At 60.2% G+C, this 19262-nt stretch carries 13 protein-coding genes; 2 read left to right on the forward strand and 11 right to left on the reverse strand.

The genetic code is table 11. The features are described 5' to 3' along the window. Positions 1–3: 3 nt before the first annotated feature. From KCG87_RS22875 to yaaA, 11 genes are all read right to left on the reverse strand, one after another. Positions 4–1176, reverse strand: a complete 1173-nt coding sequence (locus KCG87_RS22875; protein WP_210558932.1) for an alginate O-acetyltransferase — start codon at positions 1174–1176, stop codon at positions 4–6. Between the two features lie 10 nt (positions 1177–1186). Further along, a complete protein-coding gene (locus KCG87_RS22880; protein ID WP_007969546.1) occupies positions 1187–2752 on the reverse strand; it encodes an MBOAT family protein in 1566 nt (521 codons plus the stop codon). Between the two features lie 322 nt (positions 2753–3074). Beyond that, positions 3075–4187, reverse strand: a complete 1113-nt coding sequence (locus KCG87_RS22885; RefSeq protein WP_098967296.1) for a mannuronate-specific alginate lyase — start codon at positions 4185–4187, stop codon at positions 3075–3077. An 8-nt stretch (positions 4188–4195) separates the two neighbouring features. Beyond that, positions 4196–5656, reverse strand: a complete 1461-nt coding sequence (locus tag KCG87_RS22890; protein ID WP_210558933.1) for an alginate O-acetyltransferase — start codon at positions 5654–5656, stop codon at positions 4196–4198. Positions 5657–5666: 10 nt separating this feature from the next. Next, complete coding sequence (gene algG / locus KCG87_RS22895) at positions 5667–7238, reverse strand: mannuronan 5-epimerase AlgG (RefSeq protein ID WP_097086741.1); 1572 nt, start codon at positions 7236–7238, stop codon at positions 5667–5669. Between the two features lie 26 nt (positions 7239–7264). Next, positions 7265–8746 carry an alginate export family protein gene (locus KCG87_RS22900; protein WP_027610925.1) on the reverse strand — a complete coding sequence of 494 codons (1482 nt, stop codon included), beginning with the start codon at positions 8744–8746 and terminating at the stop codon, positions 7265–7267. Beyond that, a complete protein-coding gene (gene algK, locus KCG87_RS22905; RefSeq protein ID WP_210558934.1) occupies positions 8743–10248 on the reverse strand; it encodes an alginate biosynthesis TPR repeat lipoprotein AlgK in 1506 nt (501 codons plus the stop codon). Before algK ends, KCG87_RS22900 begins: the two co-directional genes overlap by 4 nt. A 15-nt stretch (positions 10249–10263) precedes the next feature. Further along, the gene (locus tag KCG87_RS22910; protein ID WP_098967301.1) at positions 10264–11433 is read right to left on the reverse strand and encodes an alginate biosynthesis protein Alg44; all 1170 of its coding nucleotides are present in this window, start codon (positions 11431–11433) and stop codon (positions 10264–10266) included. 35 nt (positions 11434–11468) lie between these two features. Continuing rightward, positions 11469–12950 (reverse strand): mannuronan synthase, encoded by a 1482-nt coding sequence (alg8, locus tag KCG87_RS22915; RefSeq protein WP_171061828.1) that lies wholly within the window; start codon positions 12948–12950, stop codon positions 11469–11471. Between the two features lie 83 nt (positions 12951–13033). Next, complete coding sequence (locus KCG87_RS22920) at positions 13034–14350, reverse strand: UDP-glucose/GDP-mannose dehydrogenase family protein (protein WP_047601441.1); 1317 nt, start codon at positions 14348–14350, stop codon at positions 13034–13036. Between the two features lie 811 nt (positions 14351–15161). Then, positions 15162–15941, reverse strand: a complete 780-nt coding sequence (gene yaaA, locus KCG87_RS22925) for a peroxide stress protein YaaA (RefSeq protein ID WP_108181747.1) — start codon at positions 15939–15941, stop codon at positions 15162–15164. Between the two features lie 325 nt (positions 15942–16266). Between yaaA and KCG87_RS22930 the strand changes: the two genes are divergently transcribed. Together KCG87_RS22930 and KCG87_RS22935 are read left to right on the forward strand one after the other, a co-directional pair. Continuing rightward, positions 16267–17391, forward strand: coding sequence for a polysaccharide deacetylase family protein (locus tag KCG87_RS22930; RefSeq protein ID WP_210558935.1), 1125 nt, complete (start codon positions 16267–16269; stop codon positions 17389–17391). A gap of 337 nt (positions 17392–17728) precedes the next feature. Beyond that, positions 17729–19123: a PhoH family protein gene (locus KCG87_RS22935; RefSeq protein WP_027610931.1), complete on the forward strand. Its 1395-nt coding sequence runs from the start codon at positions 17729–17731 to the stop codon at positions 19121–19123. Positions 19124–19262: the final 139 nt, after the last annotated feature.

The raw sequence follows: 19262 nt of genomic DNA on the forward strand, positions 1-19262 counted from the left end.
CTTTCAGTTTTGCGCCCGATCGGGCGTCTCGGATTTAGTGTTGATGGCTACGTTTTGTTGGCGAGCACCGGCTTGTTTGAGCTCTGCGACCCACTGTGGGTCGGCGTCGCCGATTTCGTTGTTCACAGGCAGATATCGTTCAGGAAACTCCCAGATCAGCACCTGTGGCGGGCTGTTCTTGAAGTCGTCGCTTTTCAGGTAGCTGAGCATCGGCAGGATCGGGCCGTGGCCGTCCTCGGCGTAATTGACCACGTCGCTGTGCAGCGCTTGTTTCAGCGCACCGACGAAGTTCCAGTTGGGGTTGGCGCTGTAGCTGGTACCGATCAGCGCGACCGGTACTTCGCTGCTGGCGAACAGCGCGTCGTCACCGGCAGGCTGCTCGGCGGCCACGGTGTTGCGCTTTTGCAGCGGCTCTTGCGCCGGCATCAGGTTTTCGAACAGCGGATCCAGCGGCAGGAACAGACGCAGGTCGCCCTTGTGCGTGACCTTCTCCGCTGGCGTGGTGACAAAGCGCTGTGGCTCGCCGCTGAGCGGGAACTTGTCGGCGATAGTCTTGGCCAGGGTGTTGGCGGCGATTTCAGCGCCTTCCGGGGTCCAGTGGGTGTCGGTGCGCAGGAACACTTGCTGACCGTTCTGCTTGGCCTGTTGCAGCGGGCCGAGCAGGTCCGGGGCGAGGATCTTGTCCGCCGCGACACGGGCGTGGAAGTCCTGATAGAGGTTAGCGTGGATGCTCGCCGGCTTCACTTCACCCAGGTGTTCCGGGTACAGGCGCACCTTGGCCGGCACGATCGCCATCACCAGTTTCACGCCTTTCTCTTTCAGGGTCTGGCGCACGCCTTCGACCAGCGCGTAGTTGCCTTGCAGGTTCAGCTCTTCGTTGACGATCGGGTTGAATTCCTCGTCGCTGTACAGCCACTGATCGCGACCAAGCACTACGCCCGGACGACCTTCGTTGAACAGTTTGAAATCCAGCGCCGCCCAGAGGTTGGTGCCCAGACGCTTGATCGGAAACTGATCGTCGTAGTGGGTTTCCACGGCTTTGGTCCAGCGACCGTTAAGCACGGTCGCATCGGCGTTGGTGCTGAAGCCGAAGAAGCTGCGCACCGACCACAGACCGAGCACCAGCAGGGTCAGCAGAAACAGCGCGATGTAGAAGATGCGTAATGAGCGGGTCATGTCAGATCCCTCAGAACTGGAAGTAAAGGAACGGCGAGAAGCTTTGCGCCGAGAGTTTGAGAATCGAGGCGATGAACAGCAGCAGGATCAGCCCGCGCATCACGTAGCGTGACCAGTCCGCCGTCCAGTAGGCCGGTTGCACCTGCGCCTCGACGCCGACGGTGTAGCCAGGCTCGTGGATGCTCGCCGGGTTTTCGCCAGGCGCGGCTTTGATCATGCCCGGGGTCGCGGTGGCAGGGCCGTTGGCTTCGACGTTGACTTCAGGTTTGCTCTTCACCGGAGGCTGGTTGGTGTACAGATCACGCAGGCCGAAGAACGCCAGGGTTGCGTACGCCACCACCAGGGTCGCCACTTGCAGACCGGTGAGGCTGGCGCGGTTGAGTTCCGACAGCGACCAGTCGCTGAAGCTGAACATCGCGCCGTACATGCGCCCGGCGACGTGCAGGTTTTCGGCACGGAAGATCACCCAGCCCATCACCACCAGCAGGAAGGTCAGCGCCCAGCGGATCGGGTTCAGGCTGCGCGGCGAGGTGTTGATGCCGAGCATTTTTTCGATCGCCAGCCACATGCCGTGCCAGGCGCCCCAGACGATGTAAGTGATGTTCGCGCCGTGCCACAGACCACCCAGGAGCATGGTCAGGAACAGGTTGCGATAGGTCATCAGCGTGCCTTTACGGTTACCGCCGAGGGTGATGTACAGGTAGTCACGCAGCCAGGTCGACAGGCTGATGTGCCAGCGGCGCCAGAACTCGGTGATCGACTGGCTGATGTACGGCTGCTTGAAGTTTTCCATGAAGCGGAAACCCATCATCAGGCCCAGACCAATGGCCATGTCGCTGTAGCCGGAGAAGTCGAAATACAGCTGCGCGGTGTACGCCAGCGCACCAAGCCAGGCATCCCCGGTGGTCGGGTTTTGCAGGGCGAAGCAGTGGTCGGCGACCACGGCGAGGGTGTCAGCGATGAAGACTTTCTTGATGAAACCCTGCATGAACCGCGTGCAACCTTCGGAGAACTTGTCGAGGGTGTGGGTGCGGTTGTTGAACTGGTCGGCGAGGTCGCGAAAACGCAGGACCGGGCCGGCAATCAGGTGCGGGAAGATCGCCACGAACGCCGCGAAGTCGATCAGGTTGCGGGTGGCCGGGGTGTCGCCGCGATACACGTCGATGATGTAGCTGATCGATTCGAAGATGTAGAACGAGATGCCGATCGGCAGCAGCACGTGGGTCAGGATGAACGGTTCCAGACCGAACGAGGTCATGATCGCGTTGATGCTGTCCACGCCGAAGTTGGCGTATTTGAAGTAGCCGAGGATGCACAGGTCGACCGCCACGCCGAGCAGCAGCCAGCGCTGTGCCGGTTTGGTGCGCACGCCGGCGGCACCGACTTTCAGGCCGATCCAGTAGTTCCACAGGGTGACGCCGGCGAACAGCGCCAGGAAGTCCACCCGCCACCACGCGTAGAACACGTAGCTGGCGATCAGCAGCAACAGGTTGCGATAGCGTTGCCCGCTCAAGTAGTACAAGCCGAGAAAGATCGGCAAGAACAGAAACAGGAACACGTTGGATGAAAATACCATCCCGATCTCTCCATGTTTGAACCAACAGTCAAGGGCCAAAGCCCCCCCAAACCCCCCGTGCTATTGGAGGGGTGATGCGTGTTTCTTTCAGGGTTGCGGAGGGACTTGAAATCTTTCCCTCACCCCCCGCCCTCTCCCGGAGGGAGAGGGAGCCTGATCTCTGGCGCTGCCAATATCGAGATCGACTCGGTATTTCTGTGCAGCCTGATCTCGATTGTTTTTCAACACCTGAGATCGACTGGATGTATCAGGTCGGCGGATTTCTCAAAAACACCTCGGTCAGTCCCCTCTCCCTCCGGGAGAGGGTTAGGGTGAGGGGCTTTTAGCCCTTCTCGTGGGACGGGTCGTAGACCTTGGTCAGGTCGCCACCGAGGCGGAAGGTCTTGAACGGTTGCATGCCGTGCTTCTTCTCGATCACATCCGCCGGGCAGGTGTAGAGGGTGCAGAACGGTTCGAGCCAGGCGAATTTCATGTCCTCTTTCAGGTCGGTCATGTCCTGCTCTTTGCCGTTCTTCTTCTCGAACTGATCCGGGTCTTTTACCCCGGCCAGCACCCGGTCACCCAGACGCTTGAGCGCGCTGTTGTTTTCCTGACGCAGATCGACACCGTTGACCTGGGCGAAACTGGCGATCATCGCCAGTGGCGGCAGGGCGTAGTTGTGATAGGCGAGGGCGCGTTGCTGGCGCTTCAGTTCGTTGGGCAGGAAGCCGTCGGCGTCGATTTGATTGACCCCGACCTTGTATTCCTTCACCGCCCAATCAAACAGGTCGCGACGGTTGGTGGCGATCGAGGTCGCCATCACCGACCACGCGGCCCAGTACGAGTGATTGTTGGTTTTTTCCAGCGGCAGGTTGTCCCAGTCGCTGACCACCTGATCGGCCATCTTGCTGAACCACGCCTCGATCTGCTGCGCTTCTTGCTGATGCGTGGCCAGCGGATGCGAGTCGGAGAACTTCAGGCGAATGTACGAAGAGGCCATGCTGCCCAGCGCCCATTTGCGCATCGATTTGCCGGTGTGGTTGAAGTCTTTCGACATCAACGCATCGGCCTTGGCCCACGCGGTCAGCCAGTTCAGCGTGCAGTCGAGCTGCTCCGGACGACCGTCGCGCATGAACTGCATCACTCGTTTGGCGGTGCCGCGCTCCAGCGTGGTGATGTCCTTGGTGGTGTCGCGGAAGGCTTTTTCCGACTGCACGTTCAGGGTCGCGCGGGCCTTGTCCGAGCCTTCGTACTTGCTGCGAAATTGCAGCGGCCCGGTGTACGGCGCGGGCATCGCATCGCAGCCTTCGCTGTTGTCGCCGCTCTTGAATTTATCCACAGGAGCAAAGTAGCCCTGCGGCGGACGCAGTGGCGCGGCGGCCTGAGTGGCCCCGGCGAACATCGCCAGGGTCAGCAGGGATGGCGCAAGCAAGTGTTTGATCGTTCGATTTCGCATAGCAGACCTCATTGCCCGAGCTGAGCGGTTTGTGGCCCAGCGCCCGGGAATACGTTGCGTTTGCAGATTTTCGCTTCGACTTTTTGCGGCGCGGTGCCCGCTTCCGGGCCCTGGACTTCGACTGCCAGCAGATTTTGCGAGGCCCAGTCTTCGTCCGTGCGCAGCTCAAAGGCGAAACGACCGTCGGTGTCGGAGGTTTCCGGTTTCTCGATCTTGATGTCCTCGTGGCGACCGTTCATGTACCAGAGGGTGGCTTGCAGGGTTTTCACCGAGGTGTCGGCGAAGCGGATGTCGACCTGATGGCTGCTGTTCTGCAGGTTCAGGTTTTTGCTGTTGACCAGCAGTTCCTGTTTGCCGCCAGGCTTGAGCGTGGTGCTGGCGGACATTTGCGCGTCTTTGCCTTCGCAGCCGTTGTCGAGAAGAGACATCATCTGGCGATAGATGGTTTCCTGGTCGAGGCGGTACAGCGGCGAGAATTCCCAGATCAGAATCTTCGGCGGAGTCTTCTGGAATTCGTCGCTACCGAGGTACTGCAGCATCGAACCTTCGAGACCACCGCCGGGGAAGGCGACGTTGAGAATGTCGGCGCCAATGGCCTCTTCGAGGAAGCCGGCGAAGTTGTAGTTCTTGCCGCTGTGCGAGGTGCCCACGAGGGTGATTTGCGGGTTGCCGGAATCACCGAACAGGTCGCCGTCACCGGCCTCGCCTTTCGGCTCGGTGGTGAACTGGTCCATGTACTGGATCGCGTAACTGGTGCCGCACAGTTGCCCGGCCATGTTGTGCAGGGTGCCGGTCTTGCCCATGCGTCCGGTGCGTTTGGTTTCGAATTCACGCTTGGGAATGTCGGCGAAGGCCGGGATCTGCTTGACCTTCTCGGCGACGATTTTCGCTGTGCGCTGAGCGCCGTATGGCGTCCAGTGCTGGTCGCCGCGGAAGTAGAAATCGTGGGCGGGCAGGGTGTCCGGCAGCGATTCGTTGGTCAGCGGCGACAGGTCCGGCACCACGTAACCCATCTGCGCGAAACGGCCGAGCATGGTCTTGTAGTTGCCCAGCGCTTTCTCGTAATCGAACGCGGCTTTTTCCTGCGGGTTGAGCTTGTTGCGGTTCACCAGGCCACGGGTCGGCTGATAGACGATCACCAGTTCGACGCCTTTGGCCTTGAACGCATCGTGCAGCTGTTGCAGGCGTTTGTAGCCGGCCGGGGTGGTGTTGAACTCGGTGCGCAAATCTTCCTGGGTACGGAACAGCCAGTCGCCCTGCGCCTGCACCAGGGTGGTGAAGTTTTGCTGATAACGCGTGGTGTAGTTCTTCGCGTCGTGCGCGGCCGGGCACAGGTTGCAGCACGGTTCGGCGCTGAATTTTGGCGGGGTGGCGCCCGCCGCGTCATCGGCGCGGGCAGCATTGCTGGCCGCCAGAATGCCCACGGTCAGGGCCGACAGGCTGAGTAATCTGATCAAGTGTGGGTGCATAAAATTATCCTCAGTCCTGCAATTCGGTCTGGCGTTCGACAGGGTCGATCAGCACGGCTTTCTGCTGGCGCACCAGCAGGTCGAGAATTTCATCCTGGCGCTCGCCGAGGATGCCGTTGAAGCTGATGCCGCTGGATTTGGTCGGCGCCAGCATCGATACGCGATACAGCTCGACGCTCAATGGCGAGTCGATGGCCATCGGGCCGCTGCCGTTGGCCGCCAGTTCACCGCCGACCACGATCAGCGAGACTTGCGCGTCGAACGGGTCGAGCTTGATGTCACGGTCGGTGTCGGTCAGGTCCTTGATGTGGCCGTAGACGCCGGTCAGCCCGTTGGCCATGGCGACGTTTTCGTAGAGGCGGATGTTCACGCTGTTACGAATGCGGATGCCGTGACGTTTGTTGCTGATGACCTTGTTGCCCCACAGCAGGTTGTCGGCGGACTCGTAAAGCGTGATGCCGTCCGTGTGGTTCTTGTAGATCTCGTTGTAGGCGATGATGTTGTTGACGCTGTTACGGTCGATCACCAGGCCCGAGAGGTGGTTGTCGTAGCTCTTGTTGTTGAAGATGAAGCTGTCGTTCACTTCTCGGGAAATGATGATGCCGTGCTTCTTCTTCGTACCGTGGACGGTGTTCTCGGCAATGATCAGACCGTGGGAACGGTCGTGCGGGTCGATGCCGTAGACGATGTTGTCCTTGTAGGTGTTGCCCTTGACCACGAAGTCGCGGGTCTCGTAGCAGTAGAAGCCGTACCACATGTCGGAGAACTCGGAGCCGACGATCCAGCCGGTCGGTTCAGGGCGCTTGAGCACCTTGGCCATGTTCGGCGTGTACTGGGAAATACTCACCCCGTACGACTTACTGTTGGCGTAGCCGAAACTGGCCATCTTGCTGTTGACGATGTAGGTCTCGGTGCCGCCCCAGGCCAGCAGAAACGGCCGGAATTCCTTCGGCGAACGGAAGGTGGCCGGGCCGTTGTCCTTCTCGCGCCAGCCGGTGACTTTGGTGTCACGCACGAACAGCTGACCGTCGTTGACCAGGAACGAGCCGGCCTCTTGCGACAGACGCAACTCCTGGGTCTGGCCGTCGATTTCGAGGATGCCTTTACGGCCTACCACGATTGGCAGCTTCGCCAGGTACACGCCCGGCGAGGTCTCGCTGAAGTACTGCTTGGGCAGCTTCTGCGCCAGATCCTTGAGGTTCAGGTAACCGTCGTCGACGAAGATCGCCTGCGGGATGCCGTGCTGACGCACCACCCATTCGGCCATCTTGTTGTCGCCGCCGATGAAGTCCTTCAGGGCGTCTTCCTGCATCATCCGGCGCACGCTGATCTTGCCCGGTTTGCTGCGATTGATCTTCGCGGCAGCGGCTTCGGCGGTGAAGCCGGAGAGGTCGGGCAGTTTCGGCTTGGCCAGTTCCAGCGCCTCGGTCGGCGCGCTGCTGACGGTGTAGGTCTTGGCTTGTTGCAGCTCTTTGGCGGTGGTCACAGGCTTGGCCGGTTCCACCGTGGCGAACGCGCCAGCGGAGGCCAGCAGCATGGCGCCGGCCAACAGGCTGAGCGAGCCTTTCCTTGCATGGTGCATGTCGGGCACTCCCTTGGCGGTTTGCATCAGAAGCGCCAGATCACGTCGATGAACGCGCGGTGCATGTACGAATCGACCTGGCTGCCATAGGCATCACCCGGCTTGAACACGCCGCCACGGAAACGCACCAGCGCCGACGGTTCGTCGATCGACTGGCTCAACGCCGCCGGCAACAGGCCTTGCTTGAAGTACTTGGTCACCACCAGATCCATTTCCTGGCCCAGGTCCTTGTTGCCATCCTGCAGCGGCAGCGAGGTGCTGGAGAGGATCGCGCCAGTGACGTCGTCGGTGTTGTTTTCCACGGCGTTGATGCCGTTGCTGCCCACCGGCTTGTTGCCGTCCACGCGCCAGAACTTGTGGTAGATCAGGCTGGCGTCGTACTGGTCGTTGAGCATCCACGAACCGAACAGGGTGGCAGTCTGCATGTTGTTCATTTCGCCACGGAACGCTTCGCCGAAACGGTGCACGCGCGAGCGGGTACCGGTGTAGTTGGAGCGGTTGCTTTCCAGACCGTTCTGCTGGTAATCGGCGCTGGCGCGAGCGTAGGCCGCACCGACCTGCCACTGCGGATCGAGGCGCAGGCGCACGCCCAGGTCGGTGGCCCAGCCGTTGATGTCATCACTGCGCTTGGCTTGGGCCGGACGGCTGCCATCGGCGTTCAGCGGGTTGACCGAATCGAGGTCGCCGCTCATGCCAGTGATGCTGCCCCAGTAGTTGACGGTGTTGGTGTTGCGCCAGTTGTAGGCGTCGCTGTCGGCGGTCAGACCGAGCCAGCTGATGTCGCCGTTCTGGGTTTTGTCGAGGGTGTCGCGGGGCACGCCCGGTTCGGCGTAATCGAGCTTGCCGTTGTCGTGGGTGTGATGACCGCGAATGCCGACCCAGTTACCCGGGGTCCACTGATAGGCGGCATCGGCGTAGGCGTGCAGGCGATCCTTGTCTTTCGGCGCGAGCTCTTTGAGGTCGGTGCGGTATTCGCTGAAGCGTTCGGCGACACCGACGTTGGCGCGCAACAGGGTGGTGTCGAAGGTCCAGTTCAGCGCTTCGATGTTGGTGTCGCGCCATTGCCCGTCGTCATTGCGCAGGCGCTGGCGACCGAGCTTGAGCATCTCGCCGGGGTACGGCGTCAGGCCGCTGTAGCCGACCCAGAACTCGCGCATCGCCAAGTAGTTTTTCTTGGTTTTGCGGTCGCTGTTGTCGGTGGTTTGCTCACCGTCCGACTGCTGCAAGGTGTCGGTCTCGATGATGTCGGTCGAGGTCACGGCCTGACCCATGGCGTAGGCACTCCACGCGCCGCTTTCGCCGTAGATCCAAGGACGCAGGTCGAGGCCCACACCGTTGACGTCGCCACCGCTGGCGGTGCCGAGGTCGCGGTCGTCTTCGGACTGGCCGGTGATTTTTACTTCCAGACCGAAGTTCTTGGTTTCAGTGATCGCGGCCAGTGTCGGGCAAGACCAGATCAGCGCGAACGTGAGGCCAATGCCGGCCTTCACAAAGGGATTCAACTTCATAGGGATTCCTCGCCGTCTTCTTCTTGCAGGGCGTGCAGTTGCAGCGTGTTCTGGTTCAGGGCGCCACGGCTGGCCTGTTCCTGTTGCAGCAGGCGCTGGGCTTCGGCCAGACGCTCGGGCGGCAATTGTGCTGCCAGGGTGGTCGCCAGTTCATCGGCTTGCGGGGTGTTCTGCGCCTTGGCCAATTGGCTGAATACGTAGGCGTTGAGCGGGTCGGGCTTGGTGCCCTTGCCTTGGGAAAACAGTTGGGCGATGGCGAAATCGGCGCTGTTCTGGCCATTGCGCGCAGCGGTCAGCAGGTGGTCGAGGGCCTTCTGCGGGTAGACCTTGCCCAGGTAACCACGGCGATAGATCTGGCCGAGGTAATAGTCGGCGGCGACTTCGCGGCCGACGGCTTTCTGGAAGTGTTCTTCGGCGACTTTCGCGTCGGCCGGCACCAGTTTGCCTTCGTAGTAGAGCTTGCCCAGCAACAGTTCGGCGCGCGGCTGGTCGGCGGCGCGGCCGTTGTCCAGGTACTTCATCATCTGATCGACGTCGCCCAGTTCCGGGAAGTCGTAGAGCAGTTGCGCGAGGGTCACCCACGATGCCGGGTAGCCCGGTGCGACCGGTTCGAGCAGCGACTGCGCGGTCTTCTCGTCGGTCTTGCCCAGGGTCGAATCGGCCAGCACGCGGGCCACCGAATCGACGCGCTGCGCGCTGACCGTGCCACGGCTGTAACCGGCCTGCATCTGCTTGATCAGCTCGGCCTGTTGCTCCGGCTGGGCGCGTTTCTGATAGACCGTGGCCAGTTCGACGTAGCAGATGTCGGTGGTGTTGAGCGCGGCCTTGCAGATCTTTTCCACGTCATCCAGATGCTGGTCGTAAGTGCCTTGGGTGCGATACAGCAGCACCTGCGCCAGACCGGCTTCCGGGTAACCGGATTTGCGCCACTGATCGATCTGCTGCTGAGCGTTGATGTTCGGGAAGCTGTGCGGGTATTGCAGGTACAGCATCGCCAGCGGGATCAACGTGTTGCCTTCGCCATTGGCGGCGGCTTTTTTCAACAGGCTTTCGGCTTCGTGGTGCTCGGCTTCGGTGGAACCCGGCTTGGCTACCAGCAGGCGCCCGAGACGGGCCTGGGCCCGTGGCGACACGTCGGCGGCGGCACGGTAAGTCGCCTCGGCCTGTTTGATCTGCTCGGGGTCGCGGCTGTCGACCTGGATATCGGCGAGACCGACTTGCGCCTCGCTGTAACCCAGATCCGCCAATGCGCGGTAGTTCTGCGCGGCGGTGGCAGTGTCGCCACGCTTGAGCGCTTCGTTGGCCAGGCGTTGGTCGGGCAGGCCGGCGCAACCGGCCAGACTGACTGCCAGTGCGACTGCACACAGCGGACCCATGTGGGAGCGGGCTTGCTCGCGAAGGCGGTGTGTCAGCCCAAACTGATTTTGAATGTTGAACCGCATTCGCGAGCAAGCCCGCTCCCACAAGGGCTGCGGCGTGTTCAAAAGAGTAGGAATCGTCACAGGCATGTCCTCGACTTAAAGACCGGCAGCCATGGCTTTGTCGATCAGCCAGTTCAGGTTCGGGCCACGGTCGCTGTTCACTTCCACCGGGCGGCCGGCGAAGCTGCTGTCCAGCGGTTCGTCCGGCTGGATCTGCACGCGGATGTCGGAGGACAGGTCGGCGCTTTTCAGGCTGGTGCTGCTGACGATCTTGCCGGTGCGGGTCTGGTCTTCGCCGGCAATCTGGAAGCTCACTGGCGTACCTGGGCGCACGTCGCCGAACTGGCGATAGGAGAAGCGTGCATCGACGGTGGCCTGGGTGTTGCGCGGCACCAGGGTGAAGATCACATCGCCCTTGCTCGCGTACTGACCGTCCGCCACCAGTTGCTGGGCCACGGTGCAATCGCACGGCGAAGTCAGGGTGCCGGTCATCTGCTTGCCGAACAGTTCTTCAACCTTGGCCGGTTGCAACTGGTCTTCGTCCAGATGGCCCTTGAGCACGTCGAGCATGCTGGTGCTGAAGGTCGCCAGCGGCGCGCCTTTGGCGGCCACGCCGTCAGACTTGACCAGGCTCTGCACGGTGCCGTCACGCGGCATGGTGATGTTCATTCCCGGCACGCTGACCAGACCTGCTTGCGCGTGGCTGACGAAGTACATGCCGTACACCGACTTGAAGACGAAACCGAAAGCGACCAGACCGATGGCGAAAATGCCGGCGCTGAAGGTCACCGCTTTCAGACGCCCGAACGGGGTCATGCCGCTGCCGCCGTCCTTGACCTTGCGCGCCTTGGTGAAGTTGTCGCGCTGCAGGGTCGCCAGCACTTCACCCATGCTGACGATGTCGCCGGCCAGGTGCGAAGTGATCAGGTGGCGCAGGGTGGAAATATCCTGCGGTTCCAGGTTCTGGAACTGGCAACCGGCGCGGCCGCTCTGGCGATCGTAGGAGCGCACTTGAAGTTCGACGTCCATGGCCAGACCGAGGTTGTCGATGACGAATTGCAGGCGTGCCTTGTACACCTCGCCGAGGGTCAGCGGCAGTTGCCCGGCGTTGAACGCCAGACCACCGGCGGACAGGTCGAGGACCCGCGCTTCGACCGGCGTCCGGTCGGGGCCGAAGAAACGCAGTTTGGCCGGGATTTTCACTCGGGCGTGCTGACGCTGGGCTTCGGATTCATGCACTACGTTGGCGTTGACGGCGGTATTCATGGGGGCGATTTCCTTGTTAATTCAATAGGGGCAGGTCAGACCATCATCAGCAGCACGGCGACGAAAATGCTGCCGGCGGAGAAGGTCATGGTCCGAGACGACCAGGTGTTGAACCAACGTTGAAAGCTGGCGAGATCACGGGTCAGGGAAGTGGGTTGGCGCGTCCAGGATTGCTGGTCGAGGCGGAAGAACACGTAGATCTTCACCAGCGCACCGACGATCTGGTTGTAATACAGAATCACGGGATAGGCCGGGCCGATCCGGTGACCGGAGCACGACAGCAGCAGGGTCAGAATCAGGCGGGTGATACCGATCCACAGCAGGTAGGCGAGGATGAACGCGCCGCCGTACTTGAAGCTGGCGATGATCGCCACGGTCAGGCCCAGCAACGACGTCCACATCGATACGCGCTGATCGAACAGCACCACCGAGGTGAAGGCGCCGAGGCGTTTCACACCCAGGCCCAGCGCTCGCGAGTTCTGGCGCAGGTTGTTGCCGTACCAGCGGAACATCAGTTTGCGGCTGGCCTTGATGAAGCTCTTTTCCGGCGGATGCTCAACGGTGTTGATCGCGGCGTCCGGCACGTAAAAGGTGTCGTAACCCAGGCGCATCAGGCTGAACCAGCTCGACTTGTCGTCGCCGGTGAGGAACTTGAAACGGCCCAGGCGCCAGTGTTGCAGGGAGTCGCTTTCGACGTCGGCGATGAATTCCGGGTCGGTGACCACGGTGGCACGGAACACCGACATGCGCCCGGTCATGGTCAGCACGCGCTTGGACAGGGCCATCGAGCACATGTTGATGTGACGCTGGGCGAAACGCAGCTTGTGCCATTCGCTCATGATGTAGCCGCCGCGCACTTCGCAGAACTCGTTGGTGGTCAGGCCGCCGACATTGCCGAACAGCTGGAACCACGGCACGGTCTTGCGTACGGTGCCTTCGCCAAGCACGGTGTCGCCGTCGATCACGGCCACCACGGCGCGGTCGTCCGGCAGGTGGCGAGAGATCGCGCGGAAACCGTAGGCCAGGCCATCGCGCTTGCCGGTGCCGGGAATGCGCACGAAGTCGAGCTTCACGCGGTCCGGCGGATTCATCCGCGCCCACAGCGCTTTCACCAGCAGCTCATCGGACATTTCGACGATCGAGCAGACCACGGTGGTCGGCAGTTCGCAGTCGATGGCTTCGCGGATCACCGAGCTGTAGACCTGCGCGGTGGTGAGCGCGTCGATGCGGAAACTGGTGACCATCAGAAACACATGCGACGGATCCGCCGCTTTACCCAGCTTGCGCACTTTGCGGCGCAGGTGCGGGTAAACGATGTAGAGAAAAATCATGCCGCGCACAAAGTGCGTTGCACCCATCGAATAGCGCCAGATACCCACGGCGCCAATCAGGAAAATAAAGTCCTTCGACTCGGAGTCGAACGTGGACGTGGGCAGCATCAAGGCCAGGCCCAACAACAGGCTTAGAAACAAAAGCCAGCCGGCGGATTGCAGAAAGAAATGTTTGAGCTTGGTCATCGACGTCATCCGAGGTAAGAGAGGCTTCGAGCTGCAAGCGAAACGCTTTGCTTGCAGCTCGAGGCTTGTCGCTTGGCGCTGCTTTACCAGCAGATACCTTCAGTGCGAGTACCCGGGTTGGTGGCTTTGGCCATGAAGCCGACCAGGTCGATGACCTGTTTGCCTTGCGGTGCTTCCTGGGCCAGCGCGCGGAATTTCTCGTCGCGGTTGCCGAGGATGATCACGTCGGAGTTGTCGATCACCGAATCGAAGTCCGAGTTGAGCAGGGACGACACGTGCGGGATCTTCGACTCGATGTAGTCCTTGTTCGCGCCGTGAACACGGGCGTACTCGACGTTGCTGTCGTAGATGCTCAGGTCGTAGCCCTTGCCGATCAGCATTTCGGCCAGTTCCACCAGCGGACTTTCGCGCAGGTCATCGGTACCGGCCTTGAAGCTCAGACCGAGCAGGGCGACTTTGCGTTTGTCGTGGCTTTCAACGATGTCGAAGGCGTTCTGCACTTGCGATTCGTTACTGCGCATCAGCGAGTTGAGCAACGGTGCTTCGACGTCAAGCGAACCTGCACGGTAGGTCAGGGCGCGCACGTCTTTGGGCAGGCACGAACCGCCGAAGGCGAAGCCCGGGCGCATGTAGTACTGGGACAGGTTGAGGGTCTTGTCCTGGCAGACCACGTCCATCACTTCACGACCATCGACGCCGACCGCTTTGGCGATGTTGCCGATCTCGTTGGCGAAGGTGACCTTGGTTGCGTGCCAGACGTTGCAGGTGTACTTGATCATCTCGGCGACCGCGATGTCCTTGCGGATGATCGGCGCGTCGAGTTCTTCGTACAGCGATTGCAGAACGTCGCCCGAGGCTTTGTCGAACTCGCCGATGACGGTCATCGGTGGCAGGTCGTAGTCCTTGATCGCGGTGGATTCACGCAGGAATTCCGGGTTGACCGCGACGCCGAAATCGACACCGGCCTTCTTGCCCGAGCAGTCTTCGAGGATCGGGATCACCACGTTGGCGACGGTGCCCGGCAGCACGGTGCTGCGTACCACGATGGTGTGGCGGGTGGTTTTTTCACGCAGTACGAAACCGATCTCGCGGCACACCGCCTCGATGTAGTTCAGTTCCAGGTCGCCGTTCTTCTTACTCGGCGTACCGACGCAGATCATCGACAGGTCGGTGTCACGAATCGCCTCGGCGAAGTTGGTCGTACCGCGCAGACGACCGGTCTCGATACCCTGAGCCAGAAGTTCGCCCAGACCCGGTTCCACAATCGGCGACTTGCCGGCGTTGATCATGTCGATCTTGTCTTTGGCAACATCGACGCCAACCACGTCATGGCCCCGTGCAGACAGGCAACCGGCACACACTGCGCCAACGTAACCCAAACCAAATATGCTGATGCGCATCGCAATTACCTCTGTGTTTTATCAAGCCATTAGATGGCCGGAGTTAATGGTGTTCAGCGGTCATAGTGCACTCGAAAGTGCGGCATACAGGCGCCACAATGCCGTGTGCAGGCATACTAAGTTCCGAGTGTCTAAATAAGTGCACTCAAGATGTGCGCAACTAGGCCTTAGTTGTTATGACTTGCCCTGTTATGCAGCGGATCTTCTTGCTGGAAGACTCTCGTGCATGTGTTCAGTCCACCTGATGTCGGACGAAAGGCCCGTAGATCAAGCGGTTGGGTGCTCAGGCGAGCACAATTACAGGGGCGCAGCCTTGGCCTTGTAGAGGATGTTTATGGTGCGTATCACCTATCCATCGTTAGTTGATCAGATGAGTGAACCATCTAGGCAAGTTGCTGTGACAACTTGGTTACATGGTTCTCCGCTCTGCGTAAGTTATCTCGTACAAACTCGGCGAGAATCGTTACCGGTGGTATGAGCTATGCATTTGGACATAGTTCCTACCCGCTCATCGCGAAATCTGAAATTTTTTGAAATATTGCCAAAGATGGCACTGGTCTCAATTTGATAGCACTTTCGATTTGGGCCTTTGTTAATCGGTGCGTAATCGAGCTAGATAGTTTTGTGCCACTACCGTAAAAAAATTTACGTGCCACTACTGAAAAAAAGTGCGGCTGTCGAGTGAAACTAAAATTAGAATTGGGCAGGACGATTTTATGGCGCCAATAAAACGGCGAAATGTTGCGAGGGATTTTTGACGTCGTGCGAGCTGCACGACTCTTTATAGAAAGAGTCGTGCAATGGGCATGCTTTATTCCGGGGCGTGGTCGCGCAGAAATACCAGATTGTCCGGTTTCGATTGCTCGGCGCTGTAGCGATAACCCTGCACATCGAACTGCTTGAGCAGGGCAGGATCGTTGATTTTTTCCTGAATCACGAAACGGCTCATCAGGCCGCGGGCCTTCTTCGCGTAGAAGCTGATGATCTTGTACTGGCCGTTCTTCAGGTCCTTGAAATCGGTGTTGATGATCCGGGCGTTCAGGGCGCTGCGTTTGACCGCCGAAAAGTACTCGTTGGAGGCCAGGTTCAGCAGCACATCGTCGCCCTGATCGGCCAGCGCTTCGTTGAGCCATTCGCTGATGCGCGTGCCCCAGAACGCGTACAGGTCCTTGCCACGGGCGTTGGCCAGTTTGGTGCCCATTTCCAGACGATACGGCTGCATCAGGTCCAGCGGACGCAGCAGGCCATAGAGACCGGAGAGCATGCGCAAGTGCTTTTGCGCATAGTCGAACTGAGCTTCGCTGAACGATTGCGCGTCGAGGCCGGTGTACACGTCACCCTTGAACGCGAGCAGCGCCTGCTTGGCGTTTTCCGGGGTGAAGGCGGGCGTCCAGCTGCCGAAACGCGCGGCATTCAGGCCGCCGATCTTGTCGGACACGTGCATCAGTTCGCTGATCTGTGCCGGGCTCAGTTCGCGCAGCTGCTGGATCAGCTCCTGAGAGTGATCGAGGTATTGCGGCTGGGTAAAGCGCTGGGTCGCCGGCGGTGTTTCGTAATCGAGGGTCTTGGCGGGGGAAATCACCATCAGCATGAAGTCGTCTCCTTTTATCGTGGGGGCGATTCTAGGGGGTTGGCCGAGTGGACTCCAGCTATGAGGGTAATAGGTATCAGGAAGCTCGGGCTTTTGCGACGGCTGGTGGATTTTCCCCTCACCCCAGCCCTCTCCCGGAGGGAGAGGGAGCTGACCGTGTTGTTCTAGAGTCATACATCGACCTGAAATATCCAGTCGAACTCAGGTTTGAAAACATGAAGATCGGCTCCCTCTCCCTCCGGGAGAGGGCTGGGGTGAGGGCAGCGTCCTTGAAGCTTGCACATCAGCTATAGTGCCGCGCGGGTTTGGTTATGGAGACACCCCTTTGCGCATTGTTCTTTTATTCACCGCGTGGCTGTTGAGCTTCGGGGCCATGGCGGCGCCGGGCGATGTGGCGACGCTGGATCGCAGCACCTGGCCGGAGCAACTGAGCAGCCCGACGCTGTTCGACGTCGCCTCGCGCGCGGAAATCCTCATGTTCGCCCGGGGCCTGCTCGGCACCGAGGCGCTGGACGAGGCCGCGCTGGCCCAGCGCCTTGGGCTGCGCACGGTCAACGTCGACGCGATCAGCCACCTGCGTCAGCGGCTTTGGGAACGTCTGTTGGCCAACTACAACTTCGCCCAGCAGAGCTGCGATCAGGATGCCTCGTTCTGCTTCCTCGTCGAAGACCTGCCTACCCTGCGCGAGCAGGCCGCCAAGTTCGTGGTCAGCGACGACAGCTATTACACCAAGTGGGCCGAGCCGAGCCGCTTGTTCCATCTGCAGTACCTGGACGAGCTGATGCGCAAGGCCGCGCTGTCGCCGCAGACCAGCAGCGAAGTCGATCATTTCGGCGACTACGAGCGCAACGGCGACGAGATGCACGATCGATTGTTTCTGCTGAGTTTCGACAGCGCTGCAAACCTGCAGCCGGACAACACCGACTGGATCGCCGACTACCTGCGCAAATCCAATCTCAGCGGCACGTTCTTCCTGTTGGGCAAGGATGTGCAGGCGCGTCTGGCCGATCGCTCGGTGAGCAACCTGCAATCGGAGTTCTCGAAACAGTGTGTGGGCGTGCAGGGTTGGGAGTTCCGTTCCCACAGCTATTGGCAGGACTGGCAGGACTCGGTGCGCCGCAGCGCCGATCTGGTGAAGAACAAGTTGCCGGAGAACTATGTGCCACTGTTCCGTCCGCCGGAGGGGCAGCGCCGCAGTGATGCCGGCAGCTTCTTCCGCAATCAGGGCCTGCAAGTGGCGCTGTGGGACATCGATGCCCAGGACGGCGCCGGCAAGCTCAAGGGCGCGCAGAGTGCGCAGCGGGTGCTGACCCTGATGCTGCTGTGGCGTCACGGGGTGATCAATTTCAACATGAAACAGGATGCGGTGAAGACCGCGTTGCCGTGGCTGATCACGCAAACTGCGCAAAGCGGCATCGGCTTTGAGGACTGTCAGGACGGGCTTCGCTGACAAACGGAAAAAGCCCGGAAACATTGGGCTTGGGGCGATTTTTCTAGAGAGTTCGATGCAGGCGGACTTCCGACTTTAGCGGGGTCTGGACGGTCCGCCAAGGGCTTTTCGTCACTCTGCAAAATAAACTTAAAAAAACCGTCAAAGTGCTTTTTTATGTCATGGGTTTTGGAGTATTACGAAGACAGACCGCCGAAACCTGCAACACAGGTGGCGTCTTCCAAGACTCCTTTTGTGTGCAGTTCATCCAGGCCCTCGTGGATGAATTCGGCAGTCACTTCGAGGCGCAGCACCGCCCAGGTATTGCGTCGAATGGCTCCCACAAAGGTGACCGAGTATGGATGATCACGGACGTAGCCCTTCTTCCAACCAGCCAATCCTTTATGTACTCGATACCAACGTATTGATTCACGATCCAAATGCCCTGCTGAATTTCGAAGAACACCACGTCGCGATCCCGATGACCGTGCTCGAAGAGCTGGACAAGCTCAAGAGCGGCCATCACAGCGTTGCTGCCGAATGCCGCCAGGCGATCCGGCTGATCGACAAGACCCTGGGCGATGCCTCCCCCGAGGACGTCGAGCTGGGTGTGCCGATTCAGCGCGGCAAGGGCGGGCCGAAGGGCTTGCTGTCAATTCTGATGAGCAAACAGGCCGAATCGAACCTGATTCTGCCCGAGCATCTGAACGACAACAAAATCATCAACCAACTGATCGACCTGCACACCCGTGATCCGAAGAAGGCCGTGGTGCTGGTCACCAAAGACATCAACATGCGCCTCAAGGCGCGCGCCTGCGGGATCGATGCCGAGGACTACAGCACCGACCAGTTGGTCGATGACGTGTCCCTGCTGCCCAACGGCTACCACAACATGACCGGCTCCTTCTGGGACCGCGTGAGCAAGGTCGAAACCCGTCAGGATCACGGCCGCACCTGGCATCAGGTGCAGTTGATCGACAACCTGCCGGCGGTGCACATCAACGAGTTCATCATTGACGAACAAGGCTTTGTCGGCTGGATCAAGGAAATTCAGGAAGACAAGCTGCTGATCCTCGACCTGCATCAGGAACCGTTGCTGCATCAGGAAGCCTGGGGCCTCAAACCGCGCGACATCTACCAGAGCCTGGCGCTGTATGCGCTGCTGGATCCGGATATCCACCTGGTCAACCTGTCGGGTGCCGCCGGTTCCGGCAAAACCATTCTGGCACTGGCCGCGGCGATCGAGCAGACCATGGTCAGCAAACGCTATCGCCGCATTATCGCGACCCGCAGCGTGCAGGGCCTGGACCAGGAAATCGGCTTCCTGCCGGGTACTGAAGCGGAAAAAATGGAACCTTGGCTGGGCGCCATCACCGACAACCTCGAAGCCTTGCACATGGATGACGAAAACACCCATGGCAGCGTCGATTACATCCTCAGCAAAGTGCCGTTGCAGTTCAAATCGCTCAACTACATTCGTGGTCGCAGCTTCCAGCAGAGCCTGATCCTGATCGACGAATGCCAGAACCTCACGCCGCACCAGATGAAAACCATCATCACCCGGGCCGGTGCCGGTTCCAAAGTGGTGTGCCTGGGCAACCTGGCACAGATCGACACCCCTTACCTGTCCGCGACCAGTTCCGGGCTGACCTACCTGACCGAACGCTTCAAGGATTTCCCCAACGGGGTGCACATCACCCTGCAAGGGGTGCCACGCTCGATTCTGGCCGAATACGCCGAATCGCATTTGTAACCCTCCACCAGAAAACGGGCGGCCTGACAGCCGCCCGTTTTTTATGGATGAACACATCACCCAATGTGGGAGCGGGCTTGCTCGCGAAAGCGGTGTGTCAGCCACCAAATGTGTGCCTGATACACCGCTTTCGCGAGCA

It is taken from the genome of Pseudomonas sp. MWU347 (assembly GCF_017947305.1).
GTDB classification, from domain to species: Bacteria; Pseudomonadota; Gammaproteobacteria; order Pseudomonadales; family Pseudomonadaceae; genus Aquipseudomonas; species Aquipseudomonas putida_A.